Genomic DNA, 18318 nt, shown 5'->3' on the forward strand with positions numbered 1-18318 from the left:
TCAGACCCGAAGCCACTCGTCATCGGGCGCTGGTCTCTCTACCTCACAGTTTATAAGCCACGTGCCTCAGCGCCTCCTCACGTAGGTCTTGCCCCCCACTACCTTTCCGCCATCCAGGCGCATCACGTCAACCCTCTCGAAGCCAACAGTTTCCCTCTTGTACGCTATGAGGTAGTCTATGAAGTTCCTCAGCTTGTAGCGCGTTATCGAGTCCTTCACATACTTGCTTTCATACAGCAGGACAAGCTTATCCCTGTGCTCTTTCAGCCACTCGATTAACTTTTCCCGCTCTTCCTTCGGGCGTGAGAGGGGGTTGAGTATCAGGTACACGTCGAAGTCGTCACCCTCAAAAGGTGAACCAATGTAAACATCACCGTCCACCTTAAATGGGAGGTGTTCCGCAAGTATGCGCTTGCCCCTACTGCCCCATACATTCAAGTATATTTCCGCGAGTCTCTTCCCGTCTCCAGTTATTAAAACCGCTCCCGAATCCATTTCGGCTATTTTCTTCAACATCGTCATCACAAAAAACTTTTCCACGAAGGTTTAAAGTTTTTCCCAAATTTTCGGTTTTTTCCAGACCGCAAAGTATATATTTGCGTTACACTTTAGATATTTTCAGAACTCGTGAGGTGTTAGGCATGAGAAGATTGCTTGCTCTGTTCCTGATAGGCGTTATGGCCTTTAGCGTAGTGGCCAGCGGCTGCATCAGCGGTGGGGAGGAGAAGACCGGAATAAACATCCTCTACACCTACACTGGCTCTTTTGGTGACCCTGCTAAGGGCAAACAGGCCACCCAGGCCCAGCTCCAGCAGGGCGCATGGGTAGTCTACCAGGTCGCCGGTGGAACCGGTCTCGGTGTCTTTGAGGCCATAGGCGACTACCTGAAGGCCAACAACAAGAAGATGGGCCCGCCGTTTGCAATCGGTGTTGACTCCGCCCAGGACTGGATTAAGCCGGGAGCAATAATTGCGAGCATGATGAAGCGCGTTGACCTCGGTGTTTACAACGCCGTCAAGCAGGCGGAGGAGAACAAGTTCGTCGGCGGTGTCGTCGAGCTCGGCCTCAAGGAGGGCGGTGTCAAGCTCTCAGACATCGAGGACGTCAAGGCCATGTTCGATTCTCTTCCTGAGGATATCAAGCAGAAGAAGCTCAGCGAGCTCGGATTCAAGAGCGAGGACGGGCTCATCAAGTTCCTTGAGCAGACCAGGAAGCAGGTTCCAGACTGGATATGGGGGGCCGTTGACGAGCTCCAGAACCAGATAGTAAACGGCCAGATTGTCGTCCCGAAGGCCACCGCCAAGGACCAGATTGAGGCCCTAAGGAAAGCCGAGGACTGGAAGACCATGGAGGAATACGCCAAGAACTGGAGCGCCAACGAGCCCGCTCCGGAGACCCACTTTGATGAAAAGCTCAACCAGAGGCAGAACACCAAGAAGATAGCCGTCGTTTACGATGTTGGAGGCAGGGGCGACCTGAGCTTCAACGACATGGCCTACCTCGGTGCCAAGAGGGCGGCCGATGAGTTTGGCCTTGAGGTCACCGAGGTTCAGAGCAACAGCGAGAACGACTACCTCCCGAACCTCAGGAGCCTCGCCAAGAGCGGTGAGTACGACATCATCGTTGCCGTCGGCTACATGATGACCGAACCCGTCAAGCAGGTTGCCCAGGAGTACCCGAACCAGAGGTTCGTCATCATCGACGGTTTCGACCCAGAGATGCCCAAGAACGTCCAGATGGTGCTCTTCAAGGAGAACGAGGGCTCGGCCCTCGCCGGAGCCCTTGCGGCCCTCATAGCCCTCAACGACGGCAAGGATACCATCGGAATCGTCCTCGGTATGGAGATTCCGGTGCTCTACAAGTTCGAGGGTGGATACCGCTTCGGTGCCTACTGGGCCCTCGACTACTACCAGAACCACAAGCAGTGATTTCTTCCCTTTTTTGTTCTTCTTTCCCTGGGGGTGAAAAGCGATGGAAGAGCGGACTCCAGTGCTTGAGATGAGAGACATTGTTAAGGTTTATCCGGACGGTACAAAGGCCCTCAAGGGCGTCACCGTTAAGGTCTACGAGGGCGAAATCCTCGGCCTTCTCGGGGAGAACGGTGCCGGAAAGACGACTCTGATGAAGATACTCTTCGGAATGCTCAAGCCCACAAAGGGCAAAATCTTCCTCAGGGGGAAGGAAGTCCACTTCAAGAGCCCCGCAGATGCGATAGCCAACGGAATTGGAATGGTCCACCAGCACTTCACGCTCGTGGACGTCTTCAACGCCCTCGAAAACATAATCCTTGGCATGGAAGGACACGGCCTCCTGTCCAAGATTGACGTCGAGAACGCTAGGAAGAAGCTCCAGAAGCTCATGGACGAGCTCAACTTCCAGGTGCCCCTCGACGTCCCGGTTGAGAACCTGCCTGTCGGCGTCCAGCAGAGGATTGAAATCCTGAAGATGCTCTACCGCGACGTTGACATACTCATTCTCGACGAGCCCACGGCAGTCCTCACCCCGATAGAGGTGAAGGAGCTCTTCGCAGTCCTCAGAAAGCTCAAGGAGCAGGGGAAGACGATAATCTTCATCAGCCACAAGCTCAACGAGGTCATGGAGATTACCGACCGCGTTACCGTCATCAGGAGGGGTGAAGTAATCGGAACAGTTAATACCAGCGAAGCAACGCCAGAGCTCCTCGCTAAGATGATGGTCGGCAGGGACGTTGTGCTGAGGATTGAGAAGCCTCCAAAGGAGCCCGGTGATGTCATTCTCCGCGTTGAAGACCTGTGGGTCAAAGGCGACAGGGGGGAAGAGGCTGTTAGAGGCCTCACCTTCGAGGTGAGGGCAGGCGAGATATTCGGAATAGCCGGTGTCGAGGGCAACGGCCAGAGCGAGCTCATAGAAGCTATCTCCGGGCTTAGGAAAGTTGAGAAAGGTAAGATTTATCTCAACGGTGTGGACATCACCAGCAAAACGCCGAGGGAGCTCTACGACATGGGAATGGCCCACATCCCGGAGGACAGAATTCACATGGGTCTTATCATCGACATGAGCGTCACAGAAAACTCAATCCTCGGAATGCACTGGAGGAAGGAGTTCTCAAGGGGCTTCCTCCTCGACTGGAGTAAGGTTGAGGAGCATGCGAAGAGGCTCATAGAGGAGTTCGAAGTCAGCGCGCCCGGAACCAAGGCCCCTGTGAAGAGCCTGAGCGGTGGAAACCAGCAGAAGCTGATAGTTGCGAGAGAGGTCAGCAAGAAACCAAAGTTCATCATAGCGGCTCAGCCGACGCGCGGTGTTGATGTAGCATCGACGGAATACATCAGGAACTACCTCGTCAAGCTGAGGAACGAGGGTAAGGCCGTCCTTCTCGTCTCTGCAGACCTGGACGAGGTCTTACAGCTCAGCGACAGGATGGCGATAATGTACGAGGGCCAGTTCATGGGCATAGTTAAGCCGGAGGAGGTTACCGAGGAGCAGATAGGACTCATGATGGGAGGTGTTAAGGGTGAGCCTCAGGAGTGAGCTCAGGGGATACACCAAGCCCCTTGCCGAGAGCGTCCTGGCGATACTCATCGGCGCCTTTGTTGGCGCCCTCGTCCTCTGGTTCAGCGGCTACAGCCCGGGTTCCGCTTACTACTGGCTCATCAAGGGGTCTCTAGGGTCAGCTGACGGCATTGCCGAGGCCCTCAGCAAGGCCGCCCCGCTAATCCTGACCGCCATAACCTTTGCAATAGGTGCCAGAACTGGACTTTTCAACATCGGAGCCGAAGGGACGGTTTACTTCGGCGCCATAGCGGCGATAATCGTGACCCAGCACCTCCAGAACCCGATAGCCGGCCTCCTCGCTGGCCTTCTCGTAGGTGCCCTCTGGACCCTACCGGCGGCAGTCCTCAAGGTCTTCAGGGGAGTGCACGAGGTCATATCCACGATAATGTTCAACTGGATTGCCTTCTTCGTCGTCAGCTGGCTTGCGGTCAGCGTCTACTACAACCCGAAAGACCCCAACAGCACCCTGCCAGTTCCACCTTCGGCCAGGCTTCCGCTCCTCATGAAGGGAACGAGCCTTTCCTGGTCTTTCATAGTCGCAGTGCTCACGGCAGTGATAATCTTCATCGTGATGTGGCACACCAAGCTCGGTTACGAGCTCAGAACCAGCGGTCAGAACCCGAGGGCGGCAGAGTACGGCGGAATTAACCCAAGGCGCTCTGCAATATGGTCGTTCGTTATCGGCGGCATGAGCGCGGGACTCGCAGGGGCTGGACTCGTCATGGGAGTTCCCCCGAGCTACGCGATAACCCAGGGACTGGCCAACGTTTACGGCTACGGCTTCGATGGAATAGGCGTTGCCCTCGTCGGAAGGAACCACCCGCTCGGCATAATCTTCTCCGGAATCCTCTTCGGAGCGCTGAACGCAGGAGCTACAGCAATGCAGCAGCATGCCCACGTCCCGCTTGAGATGGTCAAGGTCATTGAGGGAATAATCATCATAGCGGTCGCCGTCCCCGGACTGCTCGACCTCGTTACCAAGGTGTTCAGGAGGGGTGAGGCATGAACGAGACAATGATAATCAGCCTGCTCCTCGGTTCGCTCGCCGCAATGGTTCCGATAGCCCTAACCAGCATAGGCGCCGTGATAAGCGAGAGGGCCGGTGTCGTTAACATCGGCTACGAGGGAATACTGATGTTCTCAGCGTTCTTCGGCGCGATGTTTGCAGAGCTTGCGGGAAACGGCTGGGTTGGACTCCTCGGCGGAGCCCTCGTCGGCATGCTCCTCGGAGCCCTACACGGAATACTGACGGTCTACCTGAAGGGAGACCACGTCATCCCAGGTATCGGCCTCAACCTCCTCGCCGCTGGAGCCGTGGCCTTTGGAATCTTCGCATACTGGGGAACCGCCGGTCAGCACCAGGTTCCGAGCAACGTCCAGATTGAGCCCCTCTGGATGGACGCCTTCGGAAACTCCCTCAGCCCGATGGTGCCCATAACGATAGTCATCGCCATAATAGCCTGGTGGGTGCTCTTCAAGACCCCATTCGGGCTGAGGATTAGGGCGGTCGGTGAGAACCCGGAGGCGGCAGATGCCCTCGGAATAAACGTCGAGCTCTATCGCTTCACGGCTGTTCTGATAGCGAGCGCCCTTGCAGGAATAGCTGGAGCCTACCTGAGTGTTGACTGGCTCGGCACGGTCACGAAGACGATATCCGCTGGAAGGGGTTTCATAGCCCTCGCCAACATGGTCTTCAGCGGCTGGAACCCGCTCGTGGCGCTCGGAGGAGCGTTCCTCTTCGGGTTCTTCGACAACCTCGCAATCTACATCCAGAACAACCCCTGGCTCGCGGGGACGATACCCTGGCAGTTCATAGCGACGCTACCCTACGTCGTGACCCTGGTAGTGGTCGCGGGAATAATAGGAAAGGCGAGGCCGCCGAAGGCCGACGGAAAGCCCTACAAGAGGGAGTGAGCTCCCTCTCCGTTTTTATCTTCTCTTCCATTGCCGACTGCAGAGAGAAATGAAACTGACGGGAAAAAGAGGAAGTCACTTCTTGAGTATGACCCCAAGAGCAACCCCAAGCACTATTCCAGAGACCAAGGAAAGCACCACATAGCGTCCCACGTCGTTTTCCTGAACATTCCCGGCTTCCTGGCGCTCACCGCCGAGGGCCTTAATCACGGCGGCGCTGTTCTCTATCAGAACTTCGGTGTAGGGCTTCTCACTCCAGAAGACACGTATTCCAGCCAGGGGCTTCCCGCTCTTCCTGGCCAGCTCGCTCGCCGCGTCCTTCATCTGCTCAGGGCTGTCTACTGCATAGATTACAAGGTCTGCCCCTCTGGCCGTTTCGACGAGTTCGTCAACGGCTATGGCCGGAACCTCTTCCTCAGGCTTTATCGAAGCGACCGCGGTAATTCCAAGCCACTCAATGGCGTACTGGTTCGAGGGGAGCTGGATTACGGCTGTCCTGTTCTCATCAACAAGCGCCTTGTAAGCTTCAACTATGGCCCTAACCCTGCCTTCAAAGTCCGAGTACAACTCCCTATAAAGTCCCGCGTTCACCGGGTCAGCCTTTTCGAGCGCCTTCTCCACGGCCGATGCTATGGCCAGGGCGTTGTAGGGATCGAGCCAGACCCCGTGAGGGTTGTCCTTGCCGTTGTACCAGTGTTCGGGCAGGTAGCGGAAACCTTCCTCCCTGTAATCATCAAAGAAAAGTGTCTCCCCGGTAATGGTGCCTTCCTCCTTGAGCTCTGATATTTTCTTTTCCATGGGCAGGTGCCCGCCGGTGGTCACTATGACGTCCGCACTCCTCAGGAGTTCAATCTGGTCCGCCGTCATCTGGTACTCATGGGGGTTTGCACCCGGCGGAATCAGGTACACGACTTCCACTGCGTCGCCGAAGGCGTCCTGGACTATTGAGGCAATAGGAGCTATGCTGGCGACCACTAGGGGCTTTTCCTCTGAAGCGCCGGTGAGCGGAATAAACGACGCGATTAGGAGCAGTGCTATGAGCAGAGTTCCCCTCTTCATTTTCGGTCACCCTAACTTAACTCAACGCACATCTTTTAAACGTTGTTCGGGGAATCTTGCAGATTACAGAAGTCTTATAAACCGCATCACTTCTGTACTATGGGGTGTCGTCATGAAAAAGTTGGGAGCTTTAATAATCGTGTTGCTGTTTCTGAGTAGTGCACTCCCGGCGGGTGCCTATGACCCCAGCCCCAGGGTTCTCGTGACAATAAGCCCCAACACGGAGCTGCTGAGTGTTGTCTACTACCTTGCCTTCGGAAGGGGCGACCCATTCGTCATAGACCGTGGAGGCTATCTCGACGAGGTGGACTCGTACTTCGCACCTTACAGGAACCACCGCGCGGTCAAGATGCTGAGGGAGCACCTCGACGGGGCGTCATCAATATCCGAAAAGGACATGCTGCTGTATTCCCTTGAGTACTACCTCCTCCTCTGTACAGAACCCCCGGAGCTCCAGCCCTGGGCCCCCATCGACGATCCATGGACTCTAGACTTTATCGGGGTCCTTAGGGACTTCGCGCGGGAGAGCAACTTTATGGCCTTCTACAGAGACCACCAGGACTACTACACGGAAGACCTTGAGATATACGAGAACGCCCTCTCACTCCTCCCGCCGGACGAGTTCATGGGGCGCTACATGGGCGTCTCCAACGTCAGCTTCGAGTTCTACCACCCGTTTCTTGTTGCAATCCACGGCCACAGCTTCAGCCCAGTCCGCGACGGCCTTCAGGTCTACGGCGCTGGCGGAATAATCCCCCTGGTGAGGCGCGACCCCCAGAGGACGCTTTGGAGCTACAAGACAGCGAGGGACACGATGTTTGGCCTTCCCCTCAACAGGGACTACATCAAGAGCAGGGAGCTCAACGAGCTCATATACCTCACATTCATCTACCATGAGCTCGGCCACGACCTCACAATTCCCGGTCTCAACGCCCACTATGACGACCTCACGTACAGCCTCAGGTACCTTGAGGACACGATAGAGGAAGACATGCCGTACCTTGCACGCTACGATATACACTTCTGGGGCCCAACCGGGATGATATATGAAGGCTTCGCCGACGGCTGGGCCGACTTTGCGCTTAAGGAAGTCACCCCCGCGTACGCAGAGCTGGAGATGTGGATGCAGAAGGCCTGGGGAGAGTTCTGGATAGAGGACACCCTCGAAATCTACGAAAAATACGCCGAGATAAGCACAAAAGAAGGAAAACCCCTGGACGACTACGTTGATGATATGATGGACGAACTGAAGGCCGCAGTACCGTCTCAAAATGCAGAGGAGCTCTACCAGAAGCGTGTCCCAGTGACCCCCTTGAAGGCATTCGACAAAGGAGCCGTTGCTGGAAGAGTCGTTGTGGTGTACGGCACCCAGAACCCCGACCCCAGCGGGACAGAGTACGACAAGAGGACAGCCAAGGCCATAGCCGAGAACCTCAGGGCCTTTTACTCCCAGTGGCCGCATTACGTTGATGTAGTAGTTAAAGCGGACGTTAACGTCACCGACGACGAGCTGAGGGAGAACATCGTCCTTGTTGGAGGCCCCGTGTCGAATATGCTGGTCGAGGAGCTTGACGATAAGTTCCCGCTCCACTTTGAGAGAGTCAACGGGACATGGGTTCTGGCACACGCCACAGACGTCACGAGCTTTGTCCTTCTCGACGATAAGAGCCCGCTTAGGGGACTCTACGGCGATTCAAGTGTTGTCGCTGGAAGTCTCGGGGACGTTGTTAATGCGAGCGTCGTGATGGCGGTTAGAAACCCCTACAACCCGGAGAACTACATCGTCTGGGTTGCCGGCGAGAACAGGGAGCTAACGGCGCTGTTCCAGAATCCGACCTACTACCTCAGCAGCTATGAAATATGGAGTAAAAATGGAATAGAGCTGGGCTTCTACGTTCAGCCGCTCGCCTCTTCCTGAGCGGGGTCTGCTTCTTCTCCATTTTCCTTTCCGTTCCCGTTGCTCTTGATGTGGGGCTTGCCGATGGCAATTGTGAAGCCCTTGAAGCTGTCGTCCTTCCTGTTGAACTCTATCGCCAGGGGGAGGCCGTTGTCCTCGTTGAAGACTATCCTGACAATCCTCGCCCGCGAGTGGTCGCTGAGATAGTCCTCCTTCAGGCTCTCGTAGTTTTCTATAACGCTGTCTATGCTCTCGCTGTGCATTTCGTAGATTTCACGGGCGTAGACGCTGTGGTTGCGTATCTCCTCGACTTTCTTTTCCCTGTCCATGGTAGCACCTCAGGCTTTGCGCCACTTCCCGTCACGGAACTTAAAAACTTTCCTCATCTCTGCCATCCTGAGGGCCTCTTCGAGCTTGCCCTTTGGGACTTCCATACCGTGAAGCTCCTTGAAGAGCCCAACAATCTCGTCGGTGCTCACAGCTTCTTTCTCCTCAAGAATGTTGCCCACGAGGTTAATCATGTCTTCGACGAAGTTCCACGGGAAGACTATCCAGGCCCAGTCGATTTCCTCGCCGTAGTAGTCCGGCTTGAAGCGGGAGCCCTTGATGGTAAGGAGCGTTGCGACCCTTACCTCTGCGGGCTTCTGGCCTTCGACGTAGTTCTTGGCCAGGGTCAGGCTCTCTCCGGTGTCGCTTATGTCGTCCACGATGAGAACCTTCTTGCCGCCCAGGTCGTAGTTGGTGCCGTACCTGAGCTTCGCCTTGCCGTCAGGTGTAGCTGTAACGCCCCAGTGCTCGACCTTCAGGCTGACGAGGTCTTTGACGCCGAGATAGTCGCAGTAGAGCCTCGCCGCAACCCAGCCGCCCCTTGCGAGTCCAACCACCACGTCTGGTCTCCAGCCTCCTTCCAGAATGTTCCAAGCTCCTTCCTTTGCCCATCTTTCTATGTCGTCCCAAGAAGCAAGCTTAGCAGGAAACTTCTTCATTGGATTTCCCTTAACGGAGCAAAAACAGCATGTTATTTAAGGTTTTTGGCCAAGAAGTTTGACAAGTTCGTGTCATATGAGTGGTGTTACGAATAGTTAAAAAAGTGGGAGGAATCAGAATAGCCACTGGTTCTCGATACACTCATCGCACGGCGGTTTCTCGCCGGCTATTGCCTTGAACTTCTTGTAGATACACTCTGGAAGGCCGAGTGGACAGCGGTCTGGGTACTGGCCGGGCCTGACCTTCGTCGGGTCGAGCTTTATCTTGATGTAGGCCTCGTACTCCTCGACCTTCTTCCAGGGCAGGACTTTGGCGCCGTAGATGACAAGCCCGTCGTAAATCTTGGCGTAGTCTCCGATAACGGCGTTCTCCTTTACGATGACGTCCCTGCCGACGACAACTCCCTCGCCGAGGATTGCGTCCTTGAGCTCGGCCCCTTCCTTGATTATGTCGTTTCCGATGAGGACGGAGCGCTTGATGTAGGCCTTGTCCTCTATCACGGTGTTTGGCCCGATGTATGAGTAGGCTTTTATCTTTACGCCATTCCCTATCTTGACGCCCTCGTCAATGTAGACCGGCCCCTGAATCTCAACGTCCTCAGGGACTTCTGCCGTCTCTGCTATGTAGAAGTAGCCGTTCTCCCTCGCCATCTCATCGAGTGCAATCTGGTGGGCGTAGAAGAAGTCCTCAGGAGTTCCGAGGTCGACCCAGTAGGTTCCCTTCGGCATCTTGTAGGCGTAGACCTGGCCGCGCTCGACGAACCTCGGAAGGATTTCGCGCTCGAAGTAGACCTCTTTGCCCCGGGGGATTTCCTCGAGCACCTTCTTGTTAACGACGTAGATTCCCGCATCGACGAGATTGCTCTTCGGCCTCTTGGGCTTCTCTTCAAAGTGGAGCACCTTTCCGCTCTCGTCCATCTCAAGGACTCCAAAGCGCTCCGGGTCGTAGACCTTGGTCGCTGCAACCGTTATAAGGCCCTCGTTCTCGCGGTGGGCCTTTATGAGCTCGCGGTAGTCGAAGTTGGTGAAGACGTCACCGTAAATCACAAGGAAGTCCTCGCTCACGTAGTCATCAACGTTCTTCAGCGCACCGCCCGTCTCAAGGGGCATCGGGTCGTTTACGAAGCGTATCTCCTTGGGATAATCTGGCATCTTTTCGTCTATGAACTCCCTTATCTCGCCCCTCATGTAGTGGACTGAGAGAATAATCTCGTCAATCTCCTCGACCTTCTCAAGGGCATCGAGGATGTACTGGAGGTTGGGCTTTCCGAGAACAGGAATCATCGGCTTCGGTCTCGTTGATGAGAGCGGCCTGAGCCTCGTTCCAAAACCGCCTGCAAGGATTACGGCTTTCATGGTATCACCATTTATGGCTACCACCTGCGGGCTTATATATTTTACGGCTGTAAAATATATCACCCCCAGGGAGATGTACAACAATAGTCAGAAACATGTCAAGATTTGACGTGGAAAACTCAAAATGCCTGCAACTCAAAGGCAGTACGCAATGTTGCCCGTTTTGGGGTGAACAGCCCCCAGATTTGTGATACAATCAAAAGCGGAAAATGTTTAAAAATGAAGCCAGGCCCCGCTCACTCCCCCTGCACCTTAAAGCTGGGCCTGAGCACCTTCACTCTCGGCACGAGGCACTTCCCATAGCAGATTTTCCTGAGCGGACAGGTTTCGCAGGACGGCCCCTGCTCAATCTCCTCGATGTATCCGAGACTTTTAAGGAGCTCAATGATTCCCTCGACTTCCTCGACCTTAGTTCCGAGCTCCTCGGCAATCTCCTGTGGAAACCGCTTGCCCTCGTTGATTAACCTCAGCACTTCTTCCATCTTGCCCATCTTCACAACCCCAGCACCGTTCCAACGTGCCAGATGATGACTCCAACGAGGGAGGCAACAGTTATCATGTAAACCGTGACTGCTAGTGCCCACTTCCAGTTGCTCTCTGCCCTTATGGCGCCTATCGTTGCTACACACGGGATGTAGAGCGTCGTGACAACAGCCAGGACAAAGCCCTGGAGGGAGCTCATCGCACCCATAATGGCTTCTCTGAGTGCTTCACCGCTCAGACCGCCGTAGAGTATGCTGTACGTTGATATAACGTTCTCCTTGGCGATTATTCCAAATATCAGGCTCACTCCAGCCTTCCAGTCAAGCCCCATGAGGTGAAGGTATGGCTCAACGAGGTGCCCGAGCCTCTCGGCGTAGCTCTTCCCGGTTCCAATGGGCACCGGATAGTTGCTGAGGTACCATATCACTATCGAACCCACGAGGATCACGGTTCCCGCTTTCTTGACGAACTCCTTGCTCCTCTCCCAGGAATGAAGGAGCAGGCTCTTCCAGCTGGGGAGAAGGAACTCCGGTAGTTCAATCACGAAGGGGCTCTCCTCACCTGGAACGAACCTGCTGACGAGCTTTGCAGAGAGCAGGGCCACGCCCAAACTTATCAGGTAGATTGCCAGCGCAACGAGCGCGTCCCCCCCAAAGAACGTCCCGACGAGGAAGCTGATGACGCTCAAGCGGGCGGAGCATGGGATAAACGGGTTCACGAACATCGCGACCAGCCTGTCCTTTTCCTCGTCGAGCGTCCTTGTGGCCATCACCGCCGGGACGTTGCAGCCGAGGCCGAGGATGAGCGGTATTATGGCCTTTCCGGGGAGGCCGAACTTCCTGAGTATTCCTTCCATGAGCACCGCTACCCTCGCCATGTAGCCGAGGTCTTCGAGGAACGAGAGGGCGAGGAAGAGAAGGAAGACCAGCGGGAAGAAGCTGAGCACCGAACCGACGCCGCCGATTATACCATCAACGAGCAACCCGCGGAGCGTCTCGTCAGCTATGTGCGGTGCCACCCATTCTCCCAGCCTGCCGAACGCGTCATCGAGAACCCCCTGGAGGGGGAACCCAAACGTAAAGACAAACTTGAAGACTAGGTAGAAGACGAATGCCATGGCTATGAAGCCGTAAACCGGGTGGACGAGAATCCTGTCGAGCTGGTCGGTGAGGGTCTCCTTTGCACTGCCGTAGCTCATGAACTCGTGGGTCAGGCCGTCGATGAACTCGTACTTCTGGCCGGCTATGATTAAGTCCATCGCGCGCCCGTAGCGCGCTTCGGCCTCGCCTATGTGGGTCATTATCTCCTTCAGCTTCTCTTCGCCTATGTGCCTCAAAACGAGCTTCATTATCTCATCGTCGCGCTGAAGGAGCTTTATCGCCAGCCAGCGGAGCGGGTAGCGCTCGGCCAGCTCGGTTCCCGCGAGGCACTTTGAGATGTGCTCTATCTCCCTCTCGACTTCGGGGTCGTAGCGTGGAAGCACGGGGCTGGTCTTTATCATGCCGTTGGCCATCTCCCATATCTTCTTCTTTAGCTCGTCCAGGCCAGCCCCTTCTTTGGCGTTGAGCGGGACGACGGGGACACCGAGTGCCTTTGACATCTTGAGTGGGTCTATCCTTATCCCCTTCTTCTCGGCGAGGTCCATCTTGTTGAGCGCGATGACCACGTTCTTCAGACCCATTTCAAAGATTTCCATAGTAAGGTAGAGGTTTCTAAGGACGGAAGTCGCGTCAACGACGTTCACAACGACGTCGGGGTTCCCGTTGAGGAGAAAGTCCCTCGCAACGAGCTCGTCGATGGAGTGGGCCGTGAGAGAGTAAGTTCCGGGCAAATCAACCACGAGGAAGCGCTCCCCCTTGTACTCGAAGACTCCCTCCTTCTTCTCCACCGTGACACCCGGCCAGTTGCCGACGTGCTGGCGCATTCCGGTCAGGTCGTTAAATATCGTGGTCTTCCCCACGTTCGGGTTCCCAGCCAGAGCGACGACCTTCATTGCCATGCTACCACCTCAGAGCTTTCTTACAAAAACCCTTGCAGCCATTCCTTTGCCCAGTGCAATCCTCGTTCCGCCGACTTCAACTATGAGGGGGCCTCTGGGGTAGTTCTCTAGAACCCTGACGACGGCCCCGGGGGCTAATCCCATTGCATATAGCCTGCTCCTGAAGTTCGGGCCGCCCCGCAGGTCGACCACAATTCCCCTCTCTCCGGGAAGCAGTGAGAGTAAAGGCACAACCATGTTCATCACCATTAGGTTATCCTAATTCTATCTGAACTCCTCCCTGCCCTTAATAAATCTTTGGTGAGCCTAACAAAACTAAGGGGTTCGAACTCGGGCTGTGTGAGGTTGGAAAAACGCCCTGTTTTCGGAACGCGGATTCGTCCCCACGACAGGCTAAGGCATTTATATAAGATAAGCGCAAAACCGCGGGGGTGATACCATGGAGGGCGAAGTCAGAAAGACATCGCTAGGAATTGACGAGAACCTTGAGGGACTGCTCGCGTACCTGCTCTGGTGGCTCACGGGAATAATACTGCTCCTGCTGGAAAAGGAGAGCTACTTTGTCCGATTCCACGCCATGCAGTCGACGGTGACATTCCTGTTTTTCACAGTGGCAATAAGAGTTTTTGAGGCTATACCCATCATTGGGGGTCTTATCGCCTACCTGCTGTCGCTCGTCGCCCTCATAGCATGGATTGTGGGCATGGTCAAGGCCTACCGGGGGGAGCTCTACAAGTTCCCAATCTTCGGGGACCTCGCCGAGCAGTGGGTTGATAAGGTCAACCTCTGATGCCCAAGTTTTTTAAGCTCCCTCTTTTACGTTTTTTTATGATTGAGAGGGCCGTCAGGGAAATCAGGGACTTCGCAGAGGAGACCGGGCTCACGGAAAAGAGAATCCTCGTCCTTTTCTCAGGGGGAAAGGACAGTTCTCTAGTCCTTTACTTGCTTAAACAGGCCGGTCTCGACGTTTCAGCTCTGACTTTCTTCCACCGCTGGAGCTGGAAGGAGACGCTCAACTGGGCGATGAAGTTCACGAAAGGCCTCGGAGTTGGGCATTACCTCGTTGACATCACGGACGGCCTTCTCCGCGAGGCAGTTGGGAGAAAGGGGCCGGTATGCATACACTGCAAGAAGGTGATGCTCTGGAACGCCAAGTGGTTCGCCCTCAACAACGGCTTTGAAGTCCTCGCCAAGGGCGACAACGCCAACGACAAAATCATAGGGGCATTACTCGACCAGTGCGATGGCGACATAAGGCTCTGCGGGATACCGAGGATAGGAGTGCCTTTCTTCAGGCCCCTCATAAAGTACACCGCCGAAGAGGTCGAGGCACTGGCGGAGGAAGCCGGCATAAGGCCGTACCGCATGTACGAGCACGCGAGGAGGAGGCAGTGGCGCGAGGGCTGTCCGCTCCAGTATATCGACAAAGAGGAGACCATAAGGCCGGAGCTCATGGATCTGGCATACCGGGTGAACTACGAGGTGAGCAAAATATCGAGGAGGCGGAGGGTTAGGGTCAGCGTCCGCGTCCCCAGCTTTGAGGTAATGGCCTGGAACCCAGATGAGGAGACCCTCCGTGGGATTGGTGAAGTTGTCAGGCGCTTTAAGGGTGGTTCCGATGCTTCCGCCCGGAAAGCTTAGGAACGACGTCCTGCGCGAGGTTATATTCCCGAACCTCGGTGTGGAGGACGCTAAGGTCATCTACGGGCCGAGGGCAGGTTTTGACTCCGCGGTCCTGGAATACGACGAAGAAAACTACCTCGTGGTGGCGACGGATCCCGTGATTGGCGTTCCCAAAGAAGCCTTCGGGTTCTTCGCATACCACTTTGTGGCCAGCGACGTTGCGGTTTTCGGTGCCGAACCAAGATGGCTTGTGCTGAACCTTCTATTTCCGGAGGGCACATCAGAGGAATACGTCAGGGAGGTAATGACCGACGTAAACGAGGAGTGCCTCAAGTACGGGGGGTCTGTTATAGGGGGGCACACTGGGGTTTACCCCTCCATCCCCGAACCAATGGGCACCTCAGCGGTTGCAGGAATAGTGCGGAAGGACAAGCTCAGGTTGCCGATAGCGAGACCGGGCGATAGAATAGTCGTGACGGCCAAGGTAGGCCTTGAGTTCGCGGTCTCTGCCGCATACTTCAGGGGGAGGGAACTCCTCGGCGTGCTGACCAAAAAGGAATTGATGAGACTAAAGCGCTCCTTTTACTTCGAGACCGTCGTTCCGGATGCCCTGATAGCGAGGCCCTTCGCCAGGGGAATGCACGATGCGACGGAAGGTGGTCTAACCGCTCTTCACGAGATAGCGGACAACTCAGGAGTCGGCTTCAGGGTCTACGCGGATAAGCTCCACCTCGACCCACTGGTCAAGAAAGTCCTTGACTTCTATGGGCTTGAGCCCTGGAGCGTCTCCTCGACGGGGACGCTGATAGCGATAGTGCCGCCTGAGAAAAGTGATGTTTTAATTACAGAATTGCTTAAAAATGGAATTCTGGCATTTGAGCTCGGCGGGTTCACTGAGGATAAAGAAAGGGTGCTCATAGAGAACGGCGACGAAAGGCCCTTCCCGGAGTTCAAGGGCGACCCCTACGTGGAGCTCTACGATAAGCAGGAGGACAAGCCAGGGAAATAATGGCAAAACAGGGGAGATGGCTCTCCTTCTTCCCCTTTAAACTCACTTCACCCTGAACCTCAGCAGAGCCGCGAGGCCGCCCAGAGCCTTCAGCTTCTCACCGCCCTCGTGCTCCGAGCTGACGATAACAACCTCGCCCCTTGCGTATCGCACTGCGTCCATGAGCTCCTCAATCTTCTCTCTGTGCTCGCTCTTCAACAGCTCGTCGAGGACGAGGAGCGTCTCAACTGCGCCGTAGTTCACAGCCTCTTCAACTTCCCTGGGGCCGTAGGCGGCTAATCCGTTGTTCTTGGCTATGTTCTCAAGAACATTCTCGACGAGCTGGACTTCCTTGGCGACGCGGTTCTCGTGGTATACCTTGTCCACTGTCCCGCGCTTGATGACCTCGTAGATGCCCGTCCTGCCGGTCACGCTCGTGTCCTCGATGACGACCTTCTTGGCCAGCTCCGGGTAGTTCTCGCGCAGGAACTTGTAGAAGTCCTCCTTGACGAAGCCGGGGCCGGCAACTATTGCCCTCTCAATTTTCTCCCTCTCCATGAGCTCCGTCACGGTCTTTGCTAAGTCGTGGAAGAACTTCTTCTCCTCACTCTCCCTGTCGGTGTTGTAGCGCTTCCCGCCGAGGTTCCTCCTTATGCTCGCGACCATCTCGACGCCGTACTCCCTCACCAGCGCTATGTCTGCCTCGCCGTCGTCAACGACGACTATCATCACTTTGGCCCGCTTTGAGGCCTCTATCGCCTCCCTGAGGCGCTCGATGTGGTGCTCCTTCCAGCGGGGCTTCTGGATTGTTACAACCGTTCCTTCCTCAATCGTTATCGTGTGGTACTTGCCAAGGGGCACGTCGTCCCTGCTCGCGTAAACTATCGGCCCTGTAACGCGAACCTGGTTCGCAAAGCGGTGGAAGTTTATCTTCTCGGCCCTAACGCCGAGGTAGACGGGTATTACCTCGACCTTCTCAGCGCGGAGCGAGTCAGCTCTCTGGGACTGCTTTCTCAGCGTCTTGGCGTAGACTACGTCGCCGGGGTCTATGACGTGGTAGAGGTGCCAGAGGTCGTCAAGGGTCTCTGCTTTAACCTTCACTATGCCCTCCTTGGGCTTCTCTTCGATTATCTGCACCCTCTCACCCCTAATGGACTTGGAAGGGAAGATTTAAAGGTTACCAGCCCTCCCCAAAGCGGACCCCCATTTCCTCCATAAGGGCCTTGGCCCTCTCTATCTCCTCCTCGCTCTCGCCAAAAATTATTATCCCGATGTACTTGCCGAAGCCTTTGGGCGAGGAATGAATTCTCACCTTGAAGCGCTTCAGCGTCTCGTTGAGTATCGGCGCGAGCTTGCTCTCGTCGGTTATCTCGGCCAAAAGCTTTCTCTGGACGAACTTCCTCTCACCGAGCCTCGGCAGGACTTCCCTTTCTAGCATTGCCCTCATTTCGCGGGGCATCCCCGGGAGGACGAATATCCTGACCCCTCCGTGCTCGATGTAAGCCCCAGGGGCGGCACCTTCGGTGTTTTCAAGGGGCACTGCACCCTCTGGGAGGTAGGCCATTTTCCTCCTCGCGTCGTTAAGTTCCGGGTCGTCAATCAGGCCTTTCTCGTAGAGCCCGCGGTAAAACGCTTTAATCCTCTCAAGGCACCCCTCGCAGAGAACGAGCTTCCTGTTGAGGGCTCCCGCTACGGCAAGCATCGTAACGTCGTCGTGGGTTGGCCCGAGACCGCCCGAAATCACCAGAACCTCCGGTTTCCTCGCAAGGACTTCCTGAACCGCGCTCTTTATCTCCTCGACGTCATCGCCAACTGTGGTCTTCCTCTTCACCCAGTATCCCTTCTCGGTGAGCTTCTGGGCGATGAAGGCGGAGTTACTGTCCACGGTGTTTCCGGTGAGGAGCTCGTCCCCTATGGTCAGTATCTCGGCGAACATTCCCACCACCGGACAAGTTTCGGCGCGGGCCCTTATAACCCCAGCGGAAGCCATTTGCACGGAGATCTGACCTCCTCCCCGTCCTTAAGGGCGAGGGTTCCAACGAGTTAACCCCTCGCCAGCGACGGGAAGGTTTACGGGCAATCATTCCCTACTCCCGTTGCCGGTTTCGGGTTCGCCCGAAGGCCGGGTCTCCGGCCAGTTACCCCCCACCGGCAAACCCGGATTGGGGTTATGGTTTAGAGGCCCCCTCAGAGTTTTTAACCGCTTGAAAGCGGTTTTGAAGGGACGCTTAACAGCGTCAACCCTCCAACACTGGAGGGTAACGTGAAATCCCTCACCCCATCGGGTTATTTTACGGTGGCCTCTTCGAGGCCCTATTACGTTGTTGAAGCTTAAAAGGGTTTCGACTGTTCAATGCCCGTTGGGTTGTTTACTGCATCCCCGCCCTAAAGGGCAAGCTTTCAAAAGAGTAAAAGTTCAACTTCTCCATAGATAGTTTTCACCACGAGTGAAAACAAGGCTTAAGTATTTTATGGCCATAAA

18 protein-coding genes are annotated in these 18318 nt (G+C 55.5%); 8 read left to right on the top strand and 10 right to left on the bottom strand.

Annotated elements, in window-relative coordinates; genetic code table 11:
• Positions 1–66 precede the first annotated feature (66 nt).
• On the bottom strand, positions 67–516 hold the full coding sequence (locus ACZ5ER_RS07810) for a hypothetical protein (RefSeq protein WP_464935158.1): 450 nt from the start codon (positions 514–516) through the stop codon (positions 67–69).
• Between the two features lie 125 nt (positions 517–641).
• On the opposite strand from ACZ5ER_RS07810, the gene ACZ5ER_RS07815 reads away from it, so the two are divergent.
• Genes ACZ5ER_RS07815 through ACZ5ER_RS07830 form a run of 4 tightly spaced genes read left to right on the top strand, consistent with a single transcriptional unit; the run spans position 642 to position 5445 of the window.
• The gene (locus ACZ5ER_RS07815) at positions 642–1928 is read left to right on the top strand and encodes a BMP family lipoprotein (protein WP_050003392.1); all 1287 of its coding nucleotides are present in this window, start codon (positions 642–644) and stop codon (positions 1926–1928) included.
• A 43-nt stretch (positions 1929–1971) separates the two neighbouring features.
• Positions 1972–3507: an ABC transporter ATP-binding protein gene (locus ACZ5ER_RS07820; RefSeq protein ID WP_464934169.1), complete on the top strand. Its 1536-nt coding sequence runs from the start codon at positions 1972–1974 to the stop codon at positions 3505–3507.
• Entirely contained in the window at positions 3491–4537 is a 1047-nt protein-coding gene (locus ACZ5ER_RS07825; protein ID WP_050003394.1) for an ABC transporter permease, read from the top strand. Before ACZ5ER_RS07820 ends, ACZ5ER_RS07825 begins: the two co-directional genes overlap by 17 nt.
• Positions 4534–5445, top strand: coding sequence for an ABC transporter permease (locus ACZ5ER_RS07830; protein ID WP_050003395.1), 912 nt, complete (start codon positions 4534–4536; stop codon positions 5443–5445). Before ACZ5ER_RS07825 ends, ACZ5ER_RS07830 begins: the two co-directional genes overlap by 4 nt.
• Positions 5446–5520: 75 nt before the next feature.
• Here ACZ5ER_RS07830 and ACZ5ER_RS07835 read toward each other — a convergent pair whose 3' ends face one another.
• A complete protein-coding gene (locus ACZ5ER_RS07835; RefSeq protein ID WP_050003396.1) occupies positions 5521–6504 on the bottom strand; it encodes a metal ABC transporter solute-binding protein, Zn/Mn family in 984 nt (327 codons plus the stop codon).
• 112 nt (positions 6505–6616) lie between these two features.
• Between ACZ5ER_RS07835 and ACZ5ER_RS07840 the strand changes: the two genes are divergently transcribed.
• Positions 6617–8422 carry a DUF4932 domain-containing protein gene (locus ACZ5ER_RS07840; RefSeq protein WP_050003397.1) on the top strand — a complete coding sequence of 602 codons (1806 nt, stop codon included), beginning with the start codon at positions 6617–6619 and terminating at the stop codon, positions 8420–8422.
• Here ACZ5ER_RS07840 and ACZ5ER_RS07845 read toward each other — a convergent pair.
• The 6 genes from ACZ5ER_RS07845 to ACZ5ER_RS07870 all read right to left on the bottom strand — a co-directional run bounded on the left by ACZ5ER_RS07845 (position 8401) and on the right by ACZ5ER_RS07870 (position 13462).
• On the bottom strand, positions 8401–8730 hold the full coding sequence (locus ACZ5ER_RS07845) for a hypothetical protein (RefSeq protein ID WP_050003398.1): 330 nt from the start codon (positions 8728–8730) through the stop codon (positions 8401–8403). The two genes, ACZ5ER_RS07840 and ACZ5ER_RS07845, sit on opposite strands and share 22 nt — an antisense overlap.
• A gap of 9 nt (positions 8731–8739) precedes the next feature.
• Entirely contained in the window at positions 8740–9387 is a 648-nt protein-coding gene (locus tag ACZ5ER_RS07850) for a phosphoribosyltransferase (RefSeq protein WP_050003399.1), read from the bottom strand.
• A 114-nt stretch (positions 9388–9501) separates the two neighbouring features.
• Entirely contained in the window at positions 9502–10743 is a 1242-nt protein-coding gene (locus ACZ5ER_RS07855) for a sugar phosphate nucleotidyltransferase (protein ID WP_464934170.1), read from the bottom strand.
• A 236-nt stretch (positions 10744–10979) separates the two neighbouring features.
• A complete protein-coding gene (locus ACZ5ER_RS07860) occupies positions 10980–11234 on the bottom strand; it encodes a hypothetical protein (RefSeq protein WP_050003401.1) in 255 nt (84 codons plus the stop codon).
• 2 nt (positions 11235–11236) lie between these two features.
• Entirely contained in the window at positions 11237–13225 is a 1989-nt protein-coding gene (feoB, locus tag ACZ5ER_RS07865; protein ID WP_464934171.1) for a ferrous iron transport protein B, read from the bottom strand.
• 9 nt (positions 13226–13234) lie between these two features.
• Positions 13235–13462, bottom strand: a complete 228-nt coding sequence (locus tag ACZ5ER_RS07870) for a FeoA family protein (protein ID WP_050003403.1) — start codon at positions 13460–13462, stop codon at positions 13235–13237.
• 202 nt (positions 13463–13664) lie between these two features.
• On the opposite strand from ACZ5ER_RS07870, the gene ACZ5ER_RS07875 reads away from it, so the two are divergent.
• From ACZ5ER_RS07875 to ACZ5ER_RS07885, 3 genes are read left to right on the top strand one after another with little or no spacing between them, the layout of a single operon-like run.
• Complete coding sequence (locus ACZ5ER_RS07875) at positions 13665–14015, top strand: DUF4870 domain-containing protein (RefSeq protein WP_050003404.1); 351 nt, start codon at positions 13665–13667, stop codon at positions 14013–14015.
• A 38-nt stretch (positions 14016–14053) separates the two neighbouring features.
• Positions 14054–14866, top strand: coding sequence for a 7-cyano-7-deazaguanine synthase (locus ACZ5ER_RS07880; RefSeq protein ID WP_464934172.1), 813 nt, complete (start codon positions 14054–14056; stop codon positions 14864–14866).
• The gene (locus ACZ5ER_RS07885) at positions 14844–15857 is read left to right on the top strand and encodes an AIR synthase family protein (protein ID WP_464934173.1); all 1014 of its coding nucleotides are present in this window, start codon (positions 14844–14846) and stop codon (positions 15855–15857) included. The genes ACZ5ER_RS07880 and ACZ5ER_RS07885 overlap by 23 nt, the downstream gene beginning before the upstream one ends.
• A 42-nt stretch (positions 15858–15899) precedes the next feature.
• On the opposite strand, the gene ACZ5ER_RS07890 is transcribed toward ACZ5ER_RS07885, so the two are convergent.
• Positions 15900–16973 carry an mRNA surveillance protein pelota gene (locus tag ACZ5ER_RS07890; RefSeq protein ID WP_464934174.1) on the bottom strand — a complete coding sequence of 358 codons (1074 nt, stop codon included), beginning with the start codon at positions 16971–16973 and terminating at the stop codon, positions 15900–15902.
• A gap of 40 nt (positions 16974–17013) precedes the next feature.
• Positions 17014–17772, bottom strand: a complete 759-nt coding sequence (locus tag ACZ5ER_RS07895) for a molybdopterin-binding protein (protein WP_050003407.1) — start codon at positions 17770–17772, stop codon at positions 17014–17016.
• Positions 17773–18318: the final 546 nt, after the last annotated feature.

It is taken from the genome of Thermococcus marinus (assembly GCF_055389025.1).